The sequence below is a fragment of the Sphingomonas sp. BL-S-05 genome, assembly GCF_055521695.1.
In genome coordinates this window covers 37,936-62,036 of record NZ_JBVFVS010000004.1, presented here as the reverse complement: position 1 = coordinate 62,036, position 24,101 = coordinate 37,936, and the positions used below count along the sequence as shown (strand labels likewise).

Genomic DNA, 24,101 nt, shown 5'->3' with positions numbered 1-24,101 from the left:
ACCAGGTTCCTCACTGCGACACGCGGAGCAACGGTGCTAGAATTCGCACTGATACTACCCGTCTTGTGCGCTCTTCTGGCTGGCGGTTTCGAGCTTGGTTACCGTGCGTATGTCAATGCAATCCTTCAGGGCGCGTTACTTGAAGCGTCGCGGCAGGCAACGGTTGGCGATCGGAGTGGCGCGCAGATCGACAAGACCATAACGGATCGGATGGCAACGCTGTCTGGAAGCATCAGCATCCAGTCGATCAAGAAGGAGAGCTTTTACAACTTTTCGAACGTCGGAAAGCCAGAGAAACTCACCTTCGACCGTAACGGTGACGGTGCCTATGATAGCACCCAAGATTGTTATGAGGATGCGAACAATAACGGCGCATACGACATAAAAACAAATAGCGGCATTGGGACCGCCGATGACATCGTCCGCTACACGGTTAGCCTTCAGTACCCGAGCATCATGCCGGTTGGCAGCCTGTTCGGTTGGGGATCTCAGCAGGAGATCACGACCTCGACCGTGCTGCGCAATCAGCCCTTTACGTCACGCGCAATGCCGACGGTACGTTGCCCATGACAATACGAACGAAATTGTCTTCCTTCGGGAGAGACAGGCAAGGACTGGCTCTGCTCGAGTTCGCCCTTACGCTGCCGTTGGTGCTGACCGTGCTGCTTTTTGGTCTTGAGCTGTGCAATTATGGCATATCCATACTGCGCGTCCATCAGATTGCGGCGACCAGCGCGGACAACGCGGCCCGCGTACGAGATTCGATCAGCGAAGCTGACGTGAACGAAGTGCTTCTCGGCGGCAAGATCGTTGGGGAACCAATGGATTTTGCTGGCAGCGGTCGCATCGTAATGAGTGACGTGACGTCAAATGGCTTTTCAGATGGCCGTAGAGGGCAGCGGATCGTTTGGCAGCGCTGTACCGGTGCGCTGAACGTTCCGGACTCACAGCCGCAATACGGCACGTCTGGGAAGGGGGAGAGTGACGCAACGCTTCAGGCCATGGGCGCCCCCGGCAACCAGATTGCGGCGTCCGACAATGCCGCGATGGTGTTCGTCGAAGTTACGTATCGCTACAAACCGATCGTTTCATCCATGCTGTTCGGCACGCCGATCATCCGCTCCGAAGCCTCGTTCCCCGTCCGGGAACGGACTTCGGAAACGCTGAACCCGACACCCGGCGCCACCGCGAGTGCGTGCTCTGTTGTTGCCCCCTAAATGCCTGACGGGGCCTCGCGGGTTTTCATGATGTACTCGCGGGGTGAGCGGTAGCCCAGCGCCTTGTGCGGGTGGACCTCGTTGTAGTGGGTCAGCCAGGCGGGCAGCTGCTCGATGACGGTGCGTGCGTCGGGCGTCGGGTTCACGCGGAGGTAGTCGCGTTTGAGGGTGCGGACGAAGGCTTCGGCCATGCCGTTCGACTGCGGGCTGCTGACCGGGGTGGTGCGCGGGACCAGGCCGATGTCACGGGCAAAGCGCCTGGTATCGCCGGCGACGTAGGGACTGCCGTTGTCGGTGAGCCACTCGATCGGCTCGGCGAGGCGTTTCACGGGCCCGAAGCGGTGTTCGACGGTGGCGACCATCAGGTCGCGGACGTCCTCGGCTGTGATGCCGCCGGTGGTGGCGACGTGCCCCATCGCTTCCCGGTCACAGCAGTCGAGCGCGAAGGCGACGCGCACCTTCTCGCCATTGTCGCAGCCGATCTCGAGCGCGTCGGAGCACCAGCGGGTGTTGCGCCGGTCGACGGCGACGCGGCCGTCGTGGCGCCGCTCCTCGCCCTTGCCGCTATGGGGTTGGAGCAGCAGCCCATGGACCTTCATGACGCGGTAGACGCGCTTCGGATTGGGCGCTGCGCGCTCGGTCTGCTGGGCCTGGCGGCGCAGCAAGGCGTGCACGCGGCGGTATCCGTAGGTCGGCAGATCGGCGACCAGCACGCGGATGTCCGCGACCAGCTCGGCGTCCGGCAATGGAGGGCGTCCGCGCGGCTTGGGCGGTGGTCGGTTGTGCATCGCGGACAGGTGCTGGCGGCTGATACCGATGGCGTCGGCGACCGCGGTCACTGGCCGCCCCCCGGCAACGAGGTCGAGCGCAAGAGGAGTTTTTTTGGGCCTGCGGCCCGGGACACAGCCTCGCGCAGGATTTCGGCTTCCATGGTCTTCTTGCCGAGCAGGCGTTGAAGCTCGCTCACCTGGGCCTGCAGCGCCCGGTACTCGGACGCGGGCACCACCTCCTCGCCGGCACCCGCCGCGGTCAGCGCCCCCTGCGCCATCAACCGCCGCCAGGTGAAGAGCTGGCCAGCGCCGATGCCGTGGCGGCGGGCGACCAGCGATACGCTCATGCCCGGCAGGTATGTCTCCTCGACGATCCGGACCTTCTCCTCCGGGGTCCAGCGCCTCCGGCGCTGAACCCCGGAGAGGACCTCGCCCTCGTTGTAACGTCTGGTCGTATGCTCAGTCATATGCCTCACTCTTATCCAAGAGCGAGACCCTGTCAGGTCATTTAGGGGGCCACCTCATGCTCAGTCTTCCAGAGTTAGCGACCAATATCCTCCGCCGCGTTTTGAATTAGGGTTATCAAGCAGCGCCACTCGTATGAACTCCAACGTACCTATACCTCTAGGATATAGACCGACATCATAATTCGAGGTGGCTTTCGTTTTAATCGATTTGCTACAGGCGCACTGGGGGTACTGTATGCAAAATCCGTATAACGAAGGGCTGGCGCTTGGCCGCATAGCCGGTTCAACAATCTGCGATTGCCCGTACAAATCGCCATTCATGCATGCGGAACGCAGTCAATGGATTGCGGGATTTAGGGAAACAGCAACCGCTCGGTACAACTATACGAGTAACGTGCAGGTCGAATTCGACACTGTATTAGACCGCAAGGGATGCGAATTAATAGCTGTCTAGCTTGTACGGCTGTTAAGCTACTTGTTCCTTGCAGGAGAGCACGCACCATTTGCGTAGCCGCTTCCTTATACGATTTCGCAGATTGCGATTCGTACGCCTCGCAGCAGTGTGACTTATGATAAGTTGATAAGCCAGTGAGCGTATTAGGGGGTTAAAAGCCCAGCGTCAGCATTCGAGATTGCGCGTCGTACCTGATCGAAGTGAAGTGCGGCCACCACGTCGCCTTTTGCAAGCTGGTCGTTCAGTTTGCTCTCGACGAGACGGAGCGCTCTACCCTCATGCTCAGCAATCAAGCGACGAGCCTCATCCTGAGCAGCAGGATGGTAGACGACAGGAAAAGCCACTGATCGTTCGCGTCGGACAAGAGTCATGCCCGCGTAAATGCCGCGTCGGCCCGACAGGTCCGTTACATTCGATCGTAATGCATACGGACGGGGCCAAGCGGTACTGATTAGCGGCGAACGGTGCCCTTCCCCGAACGTTCGTTGGCAGGATCGATCGAAGCTCCACGATTGGCCTTTATCGCTATGCCTCCTAGCACCAACAATCATTGATACAGATGGAAAGAGGCACTCGCAGCGAAGCGAGCGCCTTTCCAAACCGACTTACCATGCGTGGGACCTATCGGCCTGGCTGGTCTGACGTGACCCCCGTTTCTTCATCCATCTGGAACTAGGCGGCGTGGACAAATGGTATCCAGAGCAGGACTGAAGCGAGGCAGACGAAGCCGATGTAGGATTCGGCAGTTTTGTCGTACCGAGTGGCGACCCGTCGCCAGTTCTTGAGTTTGTTGAACAGGCGTTCGATCTGGTTTCGCCAGCGGTACTTGAGCCGATCATGCGCAGCCGGGTTGCGACGGTTGCGCCGAGCCGGGATCACGGCCTCGACGTCCATGCTGGTCAGGGTGTCGCGAACCGCGTCGCTGTCATAGCCTTTGTCCGCGAGCAACGCGTCGATCCGGTCGGCGATCATGCGCATCAGCGGACCGAAACCTTGCGTGTCATGCGCCTGACCCGGCGTCAGGACAAAGGCGAGCGGGCGACCTCTGACATCGCAGCGGGCGTGAAGTTTGGTGGTGAAGCCGCCGCGCGATCGGCCAAGCGCCTCGGCCGCGCCAGTCCCTTTTTTATGCCCACCGCACAATGGTGTGCCCGGACAATGGTGCTGTCGATCATGTCGGCGCGACCATCGCGTTCCACCGCACCGGCCAGTGTCTCCAGCATGGCATCGAACACACCCGTCGTCACCCAGCGACGGTAGCGGCGGAACACGCTGTTCCACTTGCCATATTCCTCCGGCAGATGCCGCCACTGCGCACCCGTCCGCGCAATCCACATCATGCCTTCGAAGAAGGGGCGGTTGTCACCAGCGGGACGACAGCCACGTCCGCGCTCGGACGGTAGCAGCGGCCCGATCAGCGACCATTCCTCTTCCGACAAACCGATCCGCTCGCCCAAGCCCGCCTCCAAATGGCAGCCTTGAATCAGCGGCGTATTACGCCGTCAAGCTTTGTCCACGATGCCTAGCGACTGCAGGTATCCTGGTTGCGATCCTTCAAGTCACCGAACCAGTATTGTTCGGGCGGGCTATCAATGGCCTTACCGCGGGCAGTAACCCGCTTACATTTGTGGGCGTCTGGTGCCTTACCAGCCTCGTTGGGTTTTTCGGTGCGATGGTGATTTCGCTCGTATCGGATCGTATGGCACACCGGCGAAGCCTGAACGCCATGTCCCATTTCGTTGAACATTTGCTTGCCTTGCCGCCAGCGTTTCATCTCAAAGCCCGCTCAGGGCGATTGATGCGCATCATGATTGCCGGATGCGATAATCTTTTCGGCCTTTGGCTGCAGTTACTTCGCGAGCAAACCGTGAATGCGGTTATCTTGATCACGCTCGTACCCGTGGCGTTAATGACTAACTGGCGTCTTTCCCTTGTGCTTATCGCACTACTAGGTGGTTATTCCGCAATAAATATTATAGTGATGCGTCGGACGTCGGTAGGGCAGGAGAACGTTGAAAACCGGTTCACGGACATATCTGGCCAGCTTGGCGACCTGTTTGGCAACGTCACGGTGCTGCAGAGCTTCCTTGCGGTGCCGGACGAACTGCGCTCGGTCCGTACGTCGTTACACGAACTACTGCGTGCTCAATACCCTGTGCTGAACTGGTGGGCGGTGTCCGCCGTGCTCACCCGCGGCGCATCGTCGATCGCCATTGTTGCGATCTTTGGAGTTGGCACTGTGCTGGCCCGGCAGCAGTTAGCAACCATTGGCGATGTTGTAACTTTCGTAGGTTTCGCGACGCTGATGATATCGCGACTTGAGCAACTCACATCGTTCATCATTGGTGTCTCGCAACGATTGCCATCGCTTGAGCATTTCTATGAGGTCCTTGATGCAGGTTCACATATTGAGGAGCGACCGAACGCGCCCGCGTTGCGCGTGGAGCGTGGGCATGTAACCTTCGACAATGTCTCATTCCGGTATCCCGGCGGATCGGGGCAAGTATGCAACCTGTCTTTCGAGGCCAAGCCTGGCGAGACAATCGCAATCGTCGGGCCGACGGGATCAGGTAAGTCCACGGCACTCGGCCTGCTCCAACGCGCGTTCGACCCCGGCGAAGGACGCATTCTAGTCGACGGCCAGGACATTAAAGGCGTGTCGCTCGCCTCGCTTCGTGCATCGACCGGTGTCGTGTTTCAGGAAGCGGGTTTATTCAACCGGACCATCGCAGAGAATATCGCTATCGGTAACCCGGACGCGGAGATGGTCGCAATAGAGGACGCAGCGAAGCTGGCGGGTTGCCACGATTTTATTATTCGCAAGGAAGGCGGTTATGCTGCGAACGTCGGAGAGCGGGGGCAGGGGCTGTCCGGCGGCGAACGCCAGCGCATTGCCATTGCTCGTGCGTTACTGAAAGATGCTCCGATCCTCCTGCTCGACGAAGCTACCAGCGCACTGGATGTCGCGACGGAGGCTCGACTTCAAGAAAGCCTCGATCGTCTTCGGCAAGGTCGAACGACCTTCATCATCGCCCACCGTCTTTCGACGATCCGTTCCGCGGACCGGATCGTCGTTCTGGATCAGGGAAGAATGGTCGAAACAGGAGGTTTCGACGAGTTGATTGCGCGTGGTGGTACCTTTGCAATGCTTGCCCGCGATGCCGGCCTTACCGCGGCCGCTAACGATCTCGACGTCAAAGCGTTGGCGGCTTGATGTCTCAACACCTTCGGCAATATGCCTTCCCCGACTTATGCCAAGACCAAAAACATCCGTCCTGATTAAAGCTTACTAATGACAATCAGTTAGGTGGCTGTTTCAACCTCTTGTATTAGACCCAGATTAAAGGAGCCATGTCGTGTGCTGGCAGTCCCGATATGAAACGAAATCAGTCGCTCCGATGAGCGATCGGGAATCCAAGAATAGGAAATTAACGCATTTTTAACGTTAATCCGGCACGAGCGACGGTCTGTTTTCGGGGGGCCGGAGACGATTATGCAACAGACCGCCATTCAACGTGAAATTGCCCGCGCCAAACATATCATCGATCGGCTGAACGACCATCCGTCGCGTCAGGCAATCGCCAGATACATCGCCGAACTCGAAGCTCGCTTGGTCCCCGTCCGATCTGTCGGACCCGAGATTTTGATTTAGCATTTGTCGGGGACGGATCGAGCCGATCGCCGGCGCATATCGCGCGCGACCTGAGGATTTCACGCAGCACCGTCTATCGCTTCCTGCCGCTGGCCTACACCGACACCCCGGTCAGCTGCTCAACCAGCTGCATCTGGCGCGGCAGGCAGACCGACAGCGCGCAGCGGCCGATGACGGTCGCCCGTGCCGCCTTGCGCAGCCGCAGGTGATCGCCGCGATCGGTGAGCACCCCGATGATCCGGTCGGCGATGGCGGCGGGGTCGTGGAAGGGGACCAGATGGCCGTTGATGCCGGGTTCGAGGAATTCGAGCACCGGCGCGGTATCCGACGCGACCATGACGCAGCCGGTCGCCATCGCCTCGATAAACGACCATGACAGCACGAACGGCACGGTCAGATAGGTGTGGACGCTGGAGACGCGCAGCAGCGACAGATAGTTCGCATAGGACAGCTTGCCGGTGAAATGGACCCGATCGGCGAAGGGGCCGGTGGCCAGCGGCACCTCCAGCTCCATCTGCTCGCGCCACGATCGGCCTTCGGGGGCGGGGGCGCCATAGCTGACCTGGTCGCCGCCGGTGATGACGACCTGTGCCTCGGGCCGGGCGGCGAGGATCGCGGGCAGCGCGCGGATGAACGACGGATAGCCGCGATAGGGTTCGAGGTTGCGCGCGACATAGGTAATGACCTCGTCCTGCCGCGACAGCGTCCGCCCGTCGGCCAGGCGAAAGCGCGCTGCTGGGTCGGGCTTCACCACATCGGTCTCCACTCCGTCGAAGATGGTGCGGATGCGGGGCTGGTAGATTTCGGGATGGCGGCTGCGCTGCCATTCGGTCGGCGCGATGCCGGCATCGGCCATGTCGAGGCTGAGCAGCAGATGCGCGTTGCGCGCCCGCGTGCGACACACGGTGTCGAGATCGGCGGGCTGCGCCGGGTCGAAGCCGACATCGGCCCCCGCGCCATGATAATAGAATTCAGCATAGCTCAGGATCACCGCGCGCGGAAACACGTCGCGCACGAACATCATCTCGCCCCAGCCCGGATGGCCGATCACGATCGTCGGCACGAATCCTTCGCGTTTGAGCTGGAGCAACGTCCGCGCGACCTGCTGCCCATAGCGGACGCTGGCTTCGTACAGGCGGACATAATGGTGCGTGGTCGGATTGGCCGGGCGCGGCGCTTCGTACCCGACGCAGCGGACGCCCGGAATGTCGACGCCCTTGCCGCGGGTCACGAAGACGACGCGATGCTTTCCGGATGCTGCCAGTGCCGGCGCAAGATGTTTGAATTGCGCCGGCATGTTCTGGTGGATGAACAATATATCCAACCGCAATACTCCATTTGGGGTAGATACAAATAAACGAATAATGTCCTGTCAATAGATAGTTAAAGCTATTGAGAATTTACGTTCAAGTAACCATTTTGTCGCGCGTTTCCGACAATGAGTCGGGTGAAGGCGACGGCAGGGGGCATGCCGTCGGACGTGGGGGGATGGCAGATGGCGAACTATAGCGGCACCACCGGTGGCGACAATTATTCCGGTACCTCCTCGGACGACAGCATCGCCGGCAATGGCGGCAACGACACGCTGTACGGCAATGCCGGGAACGACAGCATCGACGGCGGCGACGGCAACGACGTGCTATACGGCAATGACGGCAACGACACCGTACGCGGCGGCTTGGGCGACGACTGGATCGAGGATTATCGCGGCAGCAACGTCCTCGATGGCGGGGCCGGCAACGACACGTTCAATGGCGTCGGCTATATGGATGGCGGCAGCACCGGTGGCGCCGACACGATCACCACCGGCGCAGGTCGCGACACGCTGCGCGTCGATGGATACGGCGTCCGCAATTTCCCCCTCAGCTTCCTCGCCGACACCGTCACTGACTTCACCACCGGCGCGTCGGGCGACGTCATCGACCTGTCCGAAGTCGTCAACGACCTGATCGGCTATAGCGCGGGCAGCAACCCGTTCCTCACCGGCTTCCTGTCGGCGGTGCAGTCGGGCAGCGACACGCTGATCCGCGTCGATATCGATGCCAGCGGCACCACGCACAGCATCAAAACGCTACTGGTGCTGAAGAACGTCACCGCCACTGCATTGGTCGCGAGCAACTTCGCGCCGAGCTGGAGCCCGACTGGGGTGGGCGAGACGATCACCGGCACCCCGCTCGCCGATACGCTGACCGGCACCGATTCCAACGACCTGATCGACGGCGGCGCCTTTGCCGACCGGATCGATGGCGGCGGCGGCAACGATACGATCCGCGGCGGATCGATGGGCGACACGCTGATCGGCGGATATGGCAATGATTCGATCGACGGCGGCGACGGAGGTGACTCTATCCTGGGCGGGGTCGGCAACGACACGCTGATCGGCGGTGCCGGCGACGATATCTTCGAGGACAATGCCGGGGCGAACGTCATCAATGCCGGGGCGGGCGATGACGAGATCCGCTATGTCGGCGGCGGGCGGAACGAGGCGGGCGGCGCAGATACGATCACGCTGGGCGCGGGCAACGACACGCTGACGATCGATGGTTACAGCCTCTATGCCTATCCTTCGAACCAGCATGCCGACATCGTCACCGACTTCGTGGCGGGCGGCGGCGAAACCCGCGACGTCATCGACCTGAACGATGTCACTTCCTATCTGACGGGCTGGGATTCGAGCACCAATCCGTTCGCGACCGGCTTCCTCCGGCTGCTCCAGTCGGGCAGCAACACGCTGCTCCAATATGACCGCGATGGGGCAGGCACCGGCTTTGGCTGGGTATCGGTGTTGCAACTGAACGGCGTGACCGTGACCGCGCTGACCGCCGCCAACTTCATCGGCTATGCGCCCGCTGACAAGGGCTATGTCCTGACCGGCGGCGAAGGGCGCGACGTGCTGAACGGATCGCTGGTCGCCGATACCCTGTCGGGGGGCGCCGGCGACGACGTGCTGAGCGGTGGGGTCGGCAATGACAACCTTGATGGCGGCACCGGCAACGACACGCTGTCGGGCGGTGGCGGCAACGATACGGTCGCGGGCGGCGACGGCAACGACACGCTGAACGGCAATGCCGGCAATGACAGCTTGGTCGGCGGCGCGGGCAGCGATGCCTTTAACGATTACGAGGGCAACAACACGCTCGTCGGCGGCGATGGCGACGACCGGTTCGACTATGTCGGTTATAGCGCCGGTACCGACCGTTTCGTCGGCGGGACGGGGCGCGACACGTTCCACACCTATTATTACTATGCGGGTCAGGGCGCCGACACGATCGCCGGGTTCGAAGGCGGTGCGGGCGGCGACGTCGTCGACGGCTATTGGAACTTCTCGGGCCTTGCCACCGGGGCGAACCCGTTCACGACCGGGCATCTGCGCCTGATCGCCAGCGGCAGCAACACCCTGCTCCAGATCGACCAGGATGGCGGCGGCAACAACTGGGCGACGTGGCTGACCTTCGAAGGGGTCGCGCCCTCCGCCTTCACCCGCGACAATTTCACGCTTGGCTTCGCGCCCAATGGGCAGGGGCTGGTGATGACCGGCACCACGCTGGCGCAGGAGATCAACGGCACCAACGACGGCGACACCATCACCGGCTTGGGTGGTAACGACACGCTGAACGGCGGGTACGGCGCGGACAGCATTGATGGCGGCACCGGCGTCGACACGCTCTATGGCGGCTCTCAGAACGACGCGCTGCTTGGCGGCGACGACAACGACTATCTGAACGGCAACGAAGGCGACGACGACGTCGAGGGCGGTTCGGGCGACGACCGGCTCTATGGCGAAGGCGGCAACGACACGCTGTCGGGCGATGCTGGCAGCGACTATGTCGACGGTGGCGTAGGCGACGACAGCCTGATCGGCGGCGATGGCGACGACACGGTCATCGCCTATTTCGGCAACGATACGGTCGTGGCGGGCGCTGGCAACGACAGCGTGCAAGGCAGCTATTACAACTATGCCGGCAACGCGACGGTCGATCTGGGTGACGGCGACGATACGTTCAGCAGTGAATATGGCTATGGATCGTCCGATACGGTGACCGGCGGGACCGGGCGCGATACCTATCTTCTGTCGGCCTATCCGACGACGACCGCCGGCCTGACCGTCATTACCGATTTCGCGACCGGCGCAGGCGGCGACCGGCTGCAGATCGATACCGGCTATTTCTACAACTGGGATCCGTCGACCAACCCGTTCACCGCCGGCTATCTACGCTTCACGACCGAGAGCGGCGCAGTCGTGCTGCAGGTCGACAACGACGCCGGCGGCACCGGCTATGCATGGCGGACGATCGCCCGGTTCGAAGGGGTGACGAACCCGTCCGCCTTCACCACCGACAATTTCACGACCTGGTATCGGCCGGGCTTTGCCGGGGCGATGCTAACCGGCGATGCCAACAACCAGCGGATCGAGGGCACGCCGATGGGCGACACCCTTTCTGGGCTGGGCGGCAATGATTCGCTCTATGGCGGCGTCGGCAATGACAGCGTCGATGGCGGCGGCGGCAATGATTATCTCGACGGGGGCGAGGGCAACGACACGCTGCTCGGCGGTGCCGGCAACGACACGCTGGTCGGGCAGGGCGGCAATGACAGCCTGTCCGGCGGCGATGGCGACGACACCTTCAGTAGCTATGAACAGGGTAACGACACCTTCGACGGCGGCGCCGGTAACGACAGCTTCGGCTATTCGCAGGGCGAGGACAGCTTCGTCGGTGGCGACGGCGACGACAGTCTCGGCGATTATTACGGCGCGGACACGTTCAGCGGCGGCGCAGGCGACGACCGGTTCGATTATGTCGGCTATTATCAGGGCAATGACAGCTATAGCGGCGGTACGGGCCGCGATCGCTACAATCTCTATTACCTGTTCAACTATGCTCCGATCGTCAGCACGATCACCGATTTCACCGCCGGCAGCGGCGGCGACCTGATCGTCCTTGACCAGGCCGGGCTGTCGCTCGGCGGGGCGCAGATGGATGCGACCAAGCTGATTTCGGGTGGCTGGATGCGGCTGCGCCAGGTCGGCAGTGATACCGCGATCGATTTCGACCAGAATGGCGGCGGCGACAATTTCCAGCAATATCTGCTGCTCAAGAACGTCACCGCGACCACGCTGACTCCCGATAATTTCACCCCCGATCTGCGCGCGACCGGCGTCACCGCGACGCAGAGCGGCACGACCGGTGCCGACAGCTTCATTGGCGCGGGCCGCGACAATTATTCGGGGCTGGCCGGCAACGACACGATCAACGGCGCCTATGGTGACGACACGCTCTATGGCAACGAAGGTGCCGATTCGATTAGCGGCGGCGAGCGCAACGACCAGTTGATTGGCGGTGCCGGCAACGACACGCTCGACGGCGGCGACGACAACGACGCGCTCTATGGCGAGGGTGACAACGACCTGCTGTCGGGCGGCGCGGGCGACGACTATCTCGACGGCAGCGCGGGCCTCGATACGCTGATCGGCGGCAGCGGCAACGACAGTGTGTTCGGCAATAGCGAGGCCGACAGCATCGACGGTGGCACGGGCGCCGACACGCTTGATGGCGGTGCCGGCAACGACACGCTTCTGGGTGGGGACGGCAACGACCGGTTCGACGACTGGCAAGGTGCCAACAGCGTCGTCGGCGGCGCGGGCGACGATTTCTTCCGCTATGTCGGTTACGGCACTGCGACCGGTACCGATACTAGCACAGATACGCTGACCGGTGGCGATGGTCGCGACAGCTATGAATTGGGCAGCGTGTCGCCCGGAAATCTGACGGCGGCGCGCATTACCGACTTCGCCACCGGGGCAGAGGGCGACATGGTGCTGCTGGCACCATTGACCAGCTATTGGACCGGCTATGTCGCCGGGAGCAATCCGTTCGCGACGGGCTATCTGCGCCTCGCGGCCAGCGGCAGCGACCGGGTGCTGCAGGTCGACTGGAACGGCGCGACCGGGGGCGCGAACTGGGTCGATCTGATGACGTTCGCGGGGAAGGCCGGCGCGACCTTCACCCGCGACAATTTTCGGATCGGCGATCAGGGTTATGATCCGACCGCGACCGGCATCGCCATTACCGGATCGGCCTATGACGATGCGATCGCGGGCACCGGTGACGGCGATACGCTGAACGGCGGTCTCGGCAATGACACGATCGACGGCAATAGCGGCCACGACGTCCTGACCGGCAGTGACGGCGACGACAACCTGTCTGGCGAACAGGGCAACGACACGCTGTCGGGCGATGCCGGCAACGATAATCTGCGCGGCGGGATCGGCAATGACAGCCTGACCGGCGGCGAAGGCCGGGATTCGCTCTATGGCGATACCGAAAACGATACGTTGATCGGCGGCGACGGTGCCGACACGCTTGATGGCTCCTATGGCGACGATTCTCTGTCGGGCGACGCCGGCAACGACACGCTCGACGGATCCTACGGCAACGACACCGTGCTCGGCGGGGCCGGCAATGATCGCCTGTACGACGGTGCCGGCAAGAACGTCCTCGATGGCGGCGAGGGCGACGACTATTTCGACTATGTCGGCTATAGCGACGGCAGCAACGCGTCCGACAATGTGATGACCGGCGGCCTCGGCCAGGATCGCTATATCCTGTATAATTCCACCAATCTTGGCAAGCTGACGATCACCGATTTCGCGACCGGGGCGAATGGAGATGTGTTCGATCTGGCGGTGTTGTTTGGGCAGCTTCAGAATTATAACGGCACGGTCAATCCATGGACCGACGGGCATCTCCGCCTGACCGTCGATGGCGGTACCGACACGTTGTTGCAGATCGACCGTGACGGCGGCGGCAATGCGTGGACGACGATCGTCCGGTTCCAGAACGTCCTGCCCGCCGCGTTCCAAGCGGTGAACTTCACCGGTGGCTGGAGCACCGACGGCACGGGCCAGTCGTTGCTGGGCAGCGACGGTGACGATCGGGCCACGGGATCGAACGACGCGGATACGCTGACCGGCGGCCTCGGCGACGATACGTTGAGCGGAAGCAACGGCAATGACAGCATCGTCGGCGGCGCGGGCAATGACTCGCTGAACGGCGACAACGGCAACGACACCATCGTCGGCGATGCGGGCAACGATACGATCGACGGCTCTTACGGCAATGACAGCCTGGTGGGCGGGGCCGGCGACGACACGATCGACGGCAATTTCGGAAACGACTCGATCAGTGGTGGCGCGGGCAACGATCGCCTCTCCGATGGCGGTGGTCGGAACGTCATCGATGGCGGCGATGGTGACGATTACTTTGACTATGTCGGCTATAGCGACGGTGGCGATCCGACCCAGAACACGCTGACCGGTGGCCTTGGCCGCGATACGTATGCCTTCTACACCTATCACCTGCGCTACCCGGCGGCGGGGACAGGGGTGACGGTCATCACCGACTTCACCGCCGGCACCGGTGGCGACATCATCCGCCTCGACGGAAACTACATGACCGGGCTCGACGGTGGCAATCCGTTCGAAACCGGCAATATGCGGCTATTGCAGGACGGTGCCGACACGCTGTTGCAGGTCGATTACGACGCGGCCGGCACCGCGCTGGGCTGGCAGACGGTCGCGCGGTTGCAGAATGTCGTCGCGACGGCGCTCAACTACGACAATTTTGCGAACGGCGTCGGCCCGGTCGGCGTGGTCCGCACCGGCACCCAGTTCGGCGACGATATCGACGGCACCGCCAGCCCCGACCGGATCGACGGGCTGGGCGGCGACGACACGATCGAGGGCGGTCTCAGCCGCGATACCATCACCGGCGGCGCCGGCCGCGACCGGATCGATGGCGGGCAGGGCGACGACAGCCTGTCGGGCGGCGACGGCAATGACTGGTTCCGCGATCAATATGGCCAGAACACCATTTTGGGCGGCGATGGCGACGACACGTTCAGCATCGTGCGCGGGCAGGCGTTCGGCGAGGCCGGCGAAGATTTCTTCGAAGGGCTGGGTGAAGACGACAGCGTCGACACGCTCGACGGCGGTGCCGGCCAGGACGTGTTCCGGCTGAGCGGCTATCCCCTGCGCTATTATGCCGGCACCACCGCCGACGTCATCCAGAACTTCACCGCGGGCGCAGGCGGCGACGTGCTCGATGTGTCGAACGTCATGGCCTATTTCAGCAACTATACCCCCGGGCAGAACCCGTTCTTGACCGGGCATATGAGGCTGCTAGGCGCGGCGGGCGAGTTGTTCCTGCAGGTCGATTTCGACGCTGCTGGCACGTCGACCGGATGGAAGACGATCGCGATCCTGCGCAACATGGACACCTCGATCTCCGAGGAACTGACTCTTTACAACTTCACACCCTCGATCTCTCCAAGCGGTATCGGCTTGCTGATCCAGGGCAGCGAGGCGGCGGACTCGCTGCCCGGATCGAACTCGAACGACACGATCGAGGGGCTGGGCGGCAACGACACCATCGATGGCAATGGCGGTGACGATTCCGTCTCGGGCGGTGCGGGCGACGACCGGATCGAGGGCGATGGCGGCAACGACACGCTGCTGGGCGATGGCGGCAACGACACCATCACCGACCTGACCGGCACCAACCGGATCGATGGCGGGGCCGGCAACGATTATCTGAGCGGCACCGGCACCCTGCTGGGCGGGGCGGACAACGACCAGCTCTATGGCTCGGGCAGCCTCGACGGCGGTGACGGCAACGACGCGATTGCGCTCTACAGCGGCACGGCGGCCGGGGGTGCCGGCAACGACACGCTCGACGCATCCGGGTCGGGCGCGGGCGTGCAGATGACCGGCGATGCAGGCAATGACAGCCTGCGCGGATCGGCGCTGGCCGACCGTCTGGACGGCGGCGCCGACAGCGACACGATCGACGGTGGCGCGGGCGCCGATACGCTGCTGGGCGGGGCGGGCGACGACACGCTGTTCGCCGGAGCCGGTGCCGACAGCATCGACGGCGGCAGCGGATCGGACGTGGTCCGCGTCGCCGGGCGGATGGCCGATTTCTCGATCACCGCCGGGGCCAATGGCACCACGATCCTGACCGACCTGCGCAGTGGCAGCCCGCTCGGCACCGACACGCTGTCGGGCGTCGAGCTGCTCCAGTTCGACGATGACGAATATGCGCTGGTGAGCACGCCGGGCATCTTCTGGCAGGACTCGGCCGGCATCGACGATCGCATTCCCAATGCGACGATCACCTCGGCCAATCTGGCCGGCGACGACACGCTCTACGGCAATTCGGGTTTCGACATCATCGATGCCGGCTTCGGCAATGACTCGGTGCGCGGCGGCGTCGGCAACGACGTGCTGTACGGCCAGTCGGGCCGCGACACGCTGGAGGGTGGCGAGGGCAACGACACGCTGTGGGGCGGCACCGGTCAGGACGTGCTCGACGGCGGCGACGATGCCGACTGGCTGTATGGCGAGGGCGGGTCGGACACGCTGCGCGGCAGCACCGGCAACGACCGGTTGGAGGACAGCCTCGGCAGCAACCGCCTGTCGGGCGATGCCGGCGACGATACGCTGATCGGGACCGGCACGCTGGAGGGCGGCATCGGCAACGATGCGCTCTCGGGCAGCGGGCTGCTCGACGGCGGGGTCGGAAACGACGCGGTGTCGGGTGACGGCACGCTGATCGGTGGCGACGGCGTCGACACGTTGTCGGGGTCGGGGACGCTGCTCGGCGGGATCGGCAACGACGCGATCAACATCGTGTCGGGCGCCGCCTATGGCGAGGCTGGTAATGACACCCTCTCCACCGCCTATCCGTGGAGCGGACCGGTCACCATGGACGGCGGTGCTGGCGACGATCGCCTGATCGGCTTCTATGGCACGCGCGAGACGCTGCTGGGCGGCGACGGGTCCGACACGCTGTCGGGCGGGCGCTATCCGGGCGTATTGAGCGATAACGACAGCCTCGACGGCGGGGCGGGTAACGACACGCTCGACGGCGGTGACGGCGACGACACGATCGTCGGCGGCGGCGATTACGACGTGGCGCTCTATAGCGGGACGCGCGCCTTCGCCTCGGTGATCCGGGACGGCAATGGCGGCTATATCGTCGCCGACAACCGTGAAGGGCGCGGTGCCGACGGTACCGATCAGGTGCGCGGCATCACCACGCTGCGCTTCACCGACCTCGATTTCGACGTGACCGCCGCCAACACCGGCATCGTCGTGTCTGGCACCACCGCACCCGACAGCCTGACCGGCACCGCGTTCGACGAGAGCATCACCGGCGGCGACGGCAACGACACGATCGACGGCCTGTCCGGCAACGACCGCATCGTCGCCGGGACCGGCGCGGACAGCGTCGCCGGGAGCGGCGGCAACGACGTCGTCTATGGCGAGGCCGGGTCCGACACGATCGACGGCGGCATCGGCGCCGACTGGATCGACGGCGGCGCGGACGGCGACAGCATCGCCGGCGGCGACGGCAACGACACCATCGTCCAGAGCGCGGGCGCCGACACCATCGACGGCGGGGCGGGCGATGACCGCATCACCGACTATGACGACAATGGCAACATCCTGTCGGGCGGCGACGGCAACGACACGATCGCCGGCAACGGCACGCTGCTGGGCGGCCTCGGCAACGACAGCATCACCGGCAGCGGGCTGCTCGATGGCGAGGCCGGCAACGACACGCTGAGCGGATCGGGGCTGGTGCGCGGCGGCGACGGCAACGACGTCGTCTATGTGTCGAGCGGCAGCGGACAGGGCAATGACGGCAACGACACGCTGTCGGGCTATTATTACAGCGATTTGCTGCTCGACGGCGGATCGGGCGCGGACTCGATCTCGGGCGGCTATGGCAGCGATACGCTGCTCGGCGGTGCGGGCGACGATACGATCCTGGCCGGCGGCGGGGCCGATACCGTTTATGGCGGGTCGGGCTTCGACAAGCTGGTCTATAATGGCCGCCGCTCGGACTATAGCATCGTCAACAACAGCGACGGCAGCATCACCGTCCAGGACCTGCGCAGCGGCAGCCCCAACGGCACCGACCGGGTCTATGGCGTCGAGCTGCTCCAGTTCGACAGCGGCGACGAACAGACGCTGCCGGGCAGTAATGTCGGACTGGTGCTGACCGGGACCGCGTTCGACGACATATTGATCGGCGACAGCGGTAACGACACCATCACCGGGCTGGCGGGCAACGACCGCCTGGGCGGCGACGACGGCAACGACATCATCGATGCCGGGGCGGGCAACGACGTGCTGACCGGCGATTCCGGTTCGGATACGCTGACCGGCGGCACCGGCAACGACTATATCGACGGCGGTACCGGCACGGATTCGATCAGCGCTGGCGACGGCAACGACACCGTCTATGGCGGTCTGGGCGACGATACGATCGATGCCGGGGCGGACGCCGATCTGGTCGAGGATTATGGCGGGTTGAACCGTATCCTCGGTGGGACCGGCAACGACACGCTGAACGGCAACGGTTCGCTCTATGGCGGCGACAATGACGATCGCATCTATGGCACCGGGCTGTTGTCGGGTGATGCCGGCAACGACAGTCTCACCGGCTTCGGCACGCTCGACGGCGGGACCGGCGCGGATCTGCTGCTGGCCGGGACCGGCGGCACCGGTACCGGCGGGGCGGGCAACGACACGCTGTCGGGCTGGTCGCCGAGCGGGATCGACGGCGCGCAGACGCTGGACGGCGGGGCCGACAACGACGCGATCTATGGCAATTGGGGTGCGGACAGCCTGATCGGCGGCACCGGCAACGACTGGCTGTCGGGCGGCGACGCCAGCGACACGCTGGTCGGCGGCGATGGTGAGGATACCGCCTCGTTCGAGATCGCGCGCGAGACCGCATCGGTCGTCCGCGACGGCAATGGCGGCTATTTCGTCGTCGACAATCGCCGCAACCTCGGCACCGATCGTCTGTCGGGCATCGAACGGGCGAGCTTCATCAACGCCGCCTTCGCTTTGTCGGCGACGACGGCGGGCATGGTGTTCACCGGATCGGCGGGCAACGACACGCTGACCGGCACCGAACTGGATGACTCGATCAGCGGCGCGGGGCTGCCCGCCGGGGTCACCGCGCCGGCCAACGGGATCGACGATCCCGATCAGGACAAGGGCGACGACCGCCTGTTCGGTCTGGGCGGCAACGACCGCATCTTCGGCGGGCGCGGCGCCGACCTGATCGACGGCGGTGTCGGCTATGACGTGCTCGACGGCGGGGCCGACAACGACACGCTGCTGGGCGGCAGCGACGACGACCAGCTGTTCGGCGGGGCGGGCAATGACAGCCTCGACGGCGGCATCGGCAACGACACGATCGATGCCGGCAGCAGCAACGACCGCGCCGATGGCGGCGAGGGCGACGACTATATCACCGGCAATGGCGGTACCGATGAACTGATCGGCGGTACCGGCCGCGACACGCTCTATGGCGATGGCAGCTTGAGCGGCGGCGAAGGCGACGACATCCTGTCGGGCAGTGGCCAGTTGCTGGGTGAGGCCGGCAACGACACGATCTGGATCGGATCGGGCAACGCGCTGGGCGGTGACGGCAACGACGCGATCACCGGCTATGGCATGTTGCGCGGGGAGGCCGGCAACGACGTGCTCGGCGTCTATACCGGTGCTGTCGGCTATGGCGATGCCGGCAACGACACGTTGTACGGCACCGCGCCCGGCGGCACCGACGGTGCACAGACGCTCGACGGTGGCGAGGGCGACGACGCCATCTACGGCAATTATGGCGAGGATTCGCTGCTCGGCGGCGGCGGTGCCGACTCCATCTCGGGCGGGGCCGGCAACGACTATATCGATGGCGGCAGCGGCGGTGATTTCCTGGCCGGCAATGGCGGCAACGATACGATCGACGGCGGCGGATCGGGGGCGCTGACCCCGGATATCGTCCGCTATTACGGCAATCGCAACGACTTCACCGTGACCGAGAGCAACGGCGTCGTCACCGTGACCGACAACCGCCCTGGATCGCCCGAAGGCACCGACACGCTCACCAATGTCCGCGTGCTGCGCTTCGACGATGCCGATTACATCGCCAAGGCCAATCCAGGCGTCTATCTGCGCGGTGGATCGGGCAACGACACGATCGGCGACATCACCACCGGTTCGTCGTCGGGCGTGGTCAACGTGACCAACCCGTCGGGGCCGCGCTTCGCCGGATCGGGCGACGACACCCTTGAGGGCCAAGGCGGCAATGACTCGATCCGCGGTCTGGCGGGTGAGGACAGCATCCTGGCGGGTGCCGGCAACGACAGCATCGACGGCGGGACCGAAGCCGACCGCATCTATGGCGAGGCGGGCGACGACCTGCTCGACGGTGGCGACGACGACGATCTGGTCGTCGGCGGCACCGGCAATGACTCGATCCTCGGCGGCATTGGCGAGGATATTCTGGCCGGCGGCGACCTGACCATCACCCAACCGGTCGATCCGGTCACCGGGCTGCCGGTGGGTGGTCCGGTGCTGGGCGTCGAGACGATCGGCGGCGGCAACGATACGCTGCGCGGCGGTGGCGACGACGACAGCATCTATGGCGGTTCGGGCCTCGACAGCCTGTTCGGCGATGCCGGCAACGACGTGATCTATGGCGGCATGGATGCCGACACGATCGACGGCGGCACCGGTGACGACGCGCTCTATGGAGAGGATGGCAACGACATCCTGACCGGCGGTTCGGGTATCGACACGCTGTCGGGCGGGGCGGGCAACGACCTGCTCACCGGCTTCGGCGTCCTGTCGGGCGATGCCGGCAACGACACGCTGACCGGCGGCGGCACGCTGTCGGGCGGTGACGGGGCCGATATCCTGACCGCGGGCGGCGGCAACGACTTGCTCGACGGGGGCGAGGGCGACGATACGCTGACCGCCGGCGACGGCAGCGATACGCTGATCGGCGGGGCGGGCACCGACCGCGCCATCATCGGCGGAATGCGCGCCAACTTCACCGTCGCGGCGGGCGATGGCGGCTTGTACGTCATCGACAATCGCGGCGGCGGCGGCACCGATTTCCTGACCGGCATGGAAACGATCCAGTTCGCCGATTTGACCCAAGGCGCGGTCGGCGGCAGCGTGCTGCACGGCGACGATGGCGCCAATGCGCTGACCGGCACCGCGCTCGATGATTATATCCTCGGGGAATCGGGCAACGACACGCTGGTCGGCGCGGCCGGCAACGACCGCATCTTCGGCTATAACGACGATGACTCGATTGCGGGCGGTGCCGGCTATGACGCGCTGTTCGCCGGGGCGGGCAACGATACGGTCGATGGCGGCGACGACGACGACCTGATCGACGGCTTTGACGGCGCCGACAGCCTGTTGGGCGGGGCGGGCAACGACACCGTCACCGGCGGTTTCGGCAACGACACCATCGATGGCGGCATCGGCAATGACGTGCTGGCGGGCGACGCCAATCACGACAGCCTGATGGGCGGTGCGGGCAACGACACGCTGAACGGCGGGTCGGGCGACGACACGCTCGACGGCGGGGCCGACAATGACGTGCTGAGCGACAATGACGGCGCCAACCGCATGGATGGCGGTGCCGGCAACGACCTGCTGTCGGGGACCGGCACGCTGCTCGGCGGGCTCGGCAACGATCAGCTGAGCGGATGGGCCGATGCGTGGCTCGACGGCGGGGCTGGCGACGACACGATCGGCGGCAGCGGCGCGAACCTCTATGGCGGCGACGGCAACGACCGGATTACCGGATCGTCGGGGGCGGACACGTTGACCGGCGGCGACGACAGCGGTGCCGATACGCTGGAGGCAGGCGGCGGCAACGACGTGCTGCTGGGTGGCGGCGGCGACGACCGGTTGGTCGGCGGGGCCGGCAACGACCGGATCGATGGCGGCAATGGCTATGACATCGCCGTCTATTCCTCGGTCCGCGCCGACTATACCATCACCCAGGAATTGCCGGGCGTGTTCCGCGTCGTCGACAATCGCGGCGGCCTCGGTCCCGATGGTGACGACACGATTACCGGCGTCGAACTGCTGCGCTTCACCGATCAGGATCTGGTGCCCAGCGACGGCAATACCGGCATCGTCTATGACGGCAACGACGCCCCCGACAATCGCGTGGGTGGCGAGGGCGACGACACGTTGCGCGGCTTCGGCGGCAACGACACGCTGGATGGCGGGTCGGGCGGCAATGACAGCCTCGACGGCGGCAACGGCAACGACATCCTGATCGGCGGTATCGGCAACGACATCCTCGACGGCGGCGACGGCATCGACACGATGACCGGCGGCACTGGTAACGACCTCTACCGGGTGGAGGATGCGGCCGATGTGATCGTCGAGGCGGCGAATGGCGGCATCGACACGGTCGGGGCCGACCTGCCCGGCGGATCGGTGGCGACGATCAGCACCTATTCGATCGCGTCGCTGACCAATGTCGAAAACCTGACCTACACTGGCGGCCTGCGCTTCGTCGGCACCGGCAATGTGCTGGCCAACGTCATCACCGGCGGCGCGCTGGCCGATACCCTGAGCGGCGGGGCCGGCAACGACACGCTGATCGGCGGGACCGGTGCGGATTCGATGATCGGCGGCACCGGCGACGATACCTATGAGGTCGATCTGTCGACCGATATCGTCGTCGAATCCTCGGGCGGCGGCACCGATACGGTCCGCACCGCGCTCGGCAGCCTGACCATCGCCTCGTTCGCGAATGTCGAAAACCTCGTCTATACCGGCACCGCCAGCTTCGTCGGCACCGGCAACGGGTCGAGCAACCGCATGACCGGCGGCGCGGGCAACGACACGCTGTCGGGCGGGTCGGGCAACGACACGCTCGACGGTGGCGCCGGCGTCGACCGTCTGGAAGGGGGTGCCGGCAACGACACCTATCTCGTCGACACCACCACCGACACGCTGGTCGAATTGTCGGGTGGCGGCACCGATACGATCGTCACCGGCCTGACAAGCTGGACGCTGGCGCTGTATTTCGAGGCGGTCACCTATACCGGTACCGCAGCGTTCACCGGCACCGGCAACGCATCGGCCAATACCCTGACCGCGGGCAGCGGCAACGACACGCTGCGCGGCGGTGCCGGCGACGACAACCTCATCGGCGGGGCAGGCAATGACTCGCTGGTCGGCGAGGGCGACGACGATACGCTCGACGGGGGTGCCGGCGACGATACGCTCGAGGGTGGGCTGGGCGACGACGTCTATGTCCTCGACGGCAACGACGTGCTGGTCGAGGCGGCGAATGCCGGCCGCGATACGGTGCGCACCGCCCGCAGCAGCTACACGCTCGCCGCCAATTTCGAGAGCGTCGTGTTCACCGGCACCGGCGCCTTCACCGGCACCGGCAACGAACTGGCCAATGCGCTGACCGGCGGCAGCGGCAACGACCTGCTTTATGGCTTGGTCGGCAACGACACGCTGAACGGCGGCATCGGCGCCGACACGATGGACGGCGGGGTCGGCAACGACACCTATTATGTCGACAATGTTGCCGATGTGATCGTCGAGGCGGCCGGCGGCGGTACCGATACGGTCGTCACCTCGCTCGCCAGCTTCACGCTCGCCACCAATTTCGAAAGCCTCAGCTTCAACGGTACGACCGGCTTCACCGGCATCGGCAACGACCTCGCCAATGCCCTGACCGGCGGCAAATATGCCGACTCCCTGACTGGCGGCGCGGGCAATGATACGTTGAATGGCGGGGTTGGGGCCGATACGATGACCGGCGGCACCGGCGACGACAGCTATGTCGTCGACAATGCCGGCGACGTGATCGTCGAGGCCGCGGGCGAGGGCACCGATACGGTCACCACCTCGCTGCTCAGCTACACGCTGGGCGCGAACGTCGAGAAGCTCGTTTATTCGAGCAGCAAGGCCTTTACCGGCATCGGCAACACCCTTGCCAATACGATCACGTCCGGCAGCGGTGCGGACCTGTTGCAGGGCCTCGACGGCGACGACACGCTGTCGTCGGGCAGCGGCAACGACACGCTGGAGGGTGGCGCGGGCAGCGACGTGCTGACCGGCAGCACCGGCGGCGACGTGATGACCGGCGGCACGGGGGCGGATCGCTTCGTCTTCACGAAGGTCAGCGATTTCGGGACGGCCGACCTGCTCGACCGGATCACCGATTTCGTCGCGGCGGACGGCGATCGCATCGACCTCGCGACGATCGACCCGTCGAGCGCCAGCGGGAACCAGGCGTTTACCTTCATCGGCACCGCCGCGTTCACGACGACGACCCACACGACGTTCGAGCTGCGCTACCAGGCGGCCGCCGACGGCTATCTGCTGGTGCAGGGCGACAGCAATCGTGACGGCGTCGCCGACTTCGCGTTCCTTGTCTACGCGACGTCGCTCAGCGCAGGTGATTTCGTGCTGTAAGGGATCGGGAGCGGTCGGTGCTGCCCGGCACCGGCCGCTTGGGTCGACATCGCTTTTTTGCAATGCAACATTTTTGGGTCCGGAAAACCCGATTCTGCCCCGGATCGAAGCGCTTCGCCCTGTGCGACGTCGCAGCCAAAGGGGTTGTTGCGTGCCCGTTCCGGGGCTAGGCGGGTTCCATGCGGCGATGCGCCGGGCGGGCAAAGGGT

The 24,101-nt window shown here is 64.4% G+C and carries 7 protein-coding genes and 1 pseudogene; 5 read left to right on the top strand and 3 right to left on the bottom strand.

Annotated features, from left to right (window positions below; translation table 11 throughout):
- Window positions 1–63: 63 nt before the first annotated feature.
- Both ACZ1JS_RS19120 and ACZ1JS_RS19115 read left to right on the top strand, forming a co-directional pair.
- Window positions 64–570 (top strand): TadE/TadG family type IV pilus assembly protein, encoded by a 507-nt coding sequence (locus ACZ1JS_RS19120; protein WP_465168906.1) that lies wholly within the window; start codon window positions 64–66, stop codon window positions 568–570.
- Window positions 567–1,217 (top strand): pilus assembly protein, encoded by a 651-nt coding sequence (locus ACZ1JS_RS19115; RefSeq protein WP_465168905.1) that lies wholly within the window; start codon window positions 567–569, stop codon window positions 1,215–1,217. The genes ACZ1JS_RS19120 and ACZ1JS_RS19115 overlap by 4 nt, the downstream gene beginning before the upstream one ends.
- On the opposite strand, the gene ACZ1JS_RS19110 is transcribed toward ACZ1JS_RS19115, so the two are convergent.
- Both ACZ1JS_RS19110 and ACZ1JS_RS19105 read right to left on the bottom strand, forming a co-directional pair.
- Window positions 1,214–2,454 (bottom strand): IS3 family transposase gene (locus ACZ1JS_RS19110; protein ID WP_465168988.1). Its coding sequence is split into 2 segments (ribosomal slippage): window positions 1,214–2,100 and window positions 2,100–2,454, totalling 1,242 coding nucleotides; the frame shifts between segments, so codons are not numbered across the junction. The two genes, ACZ1JS_RS19115 and ACZ1JS_RS19110, sit on opposite strands and share 4 nt — an antisense overlap.
- A gap of 1,126 nt (window positions 2,455–3,580) precedes the next feature.
- A pseudogene (locus tag ACZ1JS_RS19105) lies at window positions 3,581–4,347 on the bottom strand (IS5 family transposase).
- Between the two features lie 134 nt (window positions 4,348–4,481).
- Here ACZ1JS_RS19105 and ACZ1JS_RS19100 point away from each other — a divergent pair.
- Window positions 4,482–6,122 (top strand): ATP-binding cassette domain-containing protein, encoded by a 1,641-nt coding sequence (locus ACZ1JS_RS19100; RefSeq protein WP_465168987.1) that lies wholly within the window; start codon window positions 4,482–4,484, stop codon window positions 6,120–6,122.
- A gap of 279 nt (window positions 6,123–6,401) precedes the next feature.
- Window positions 6,402–6,560 carry a hypothetical protein gene (locus ACZ1JS_RS19095; protein ID WP_242121808.1) on the top strand — a complete coding sequence of 53 codons (159 nt, stop codon included), beginning with the start codon at window positions 6,402–6,404 and terminating at the stop codon, window positions 6,558–6,560.
- A 94-nt stretch (window positions 6,561–6,654) separates the two neighbouring features.
- Here the strand turns inward: ACZ1JS_RS19095 and ACZ1JS_RS19090 are convergent, their stop codons facing one another.
- Window positions 6,655–7,884 (bottom strand): glycosyltransferase family 4 protein, encoded by a 1,230-nt coding sequence (locus ACZ1JS_RS19090; protein WP_465168986.1) that lies wholly within the window; start codon window positions 7,882–7,884, stop codon window positions 6,655–6,657.
- A gap of 171 nt (window positions 7,885–8,055) precedes the next feature.
- Between ACZ1JS_RS19090 and ACZ1JS_RS19085 the strand changes: the two genes are divergently transcribed.
- Entirely contained in the window at window positions 8,056–23,892 is a 15,837-nt protein-coding gene (locus tag ACZ1JS_RS19085; protein ID WP_465168985.1) for a type I secretion C-terminal target domain-containing protein, read from the top strand.
- Window positions 23,893–24,101 lie beyond the last annotated feature (209 nt).

Excerpts from the sequence above, each read along its gene's own strand:
- ACZ1JS_RS19115 (WP_465168905.1), top strand. The coding sequence starts at position 567 with ATGACAATACGAACGAAATTGTCTTCCTTCGGGAGAGACAGGCAAGGA.
- ACZ1JS_RS19095 (WP_242121808.1), top strand. The coding sequence starts at position 6,402 with ATGCAACAGACCGCCATTCAACGTGAAATTGCCCGCGCCAAACATATC.
- ACZ1JS_RS19085 (WP_465168985.1), top strand. The coding sequence starts at position 8,056 with ATGGCGAACTATAGCGGCACCACCGGTGGCGACAATTATTCCGGTACC.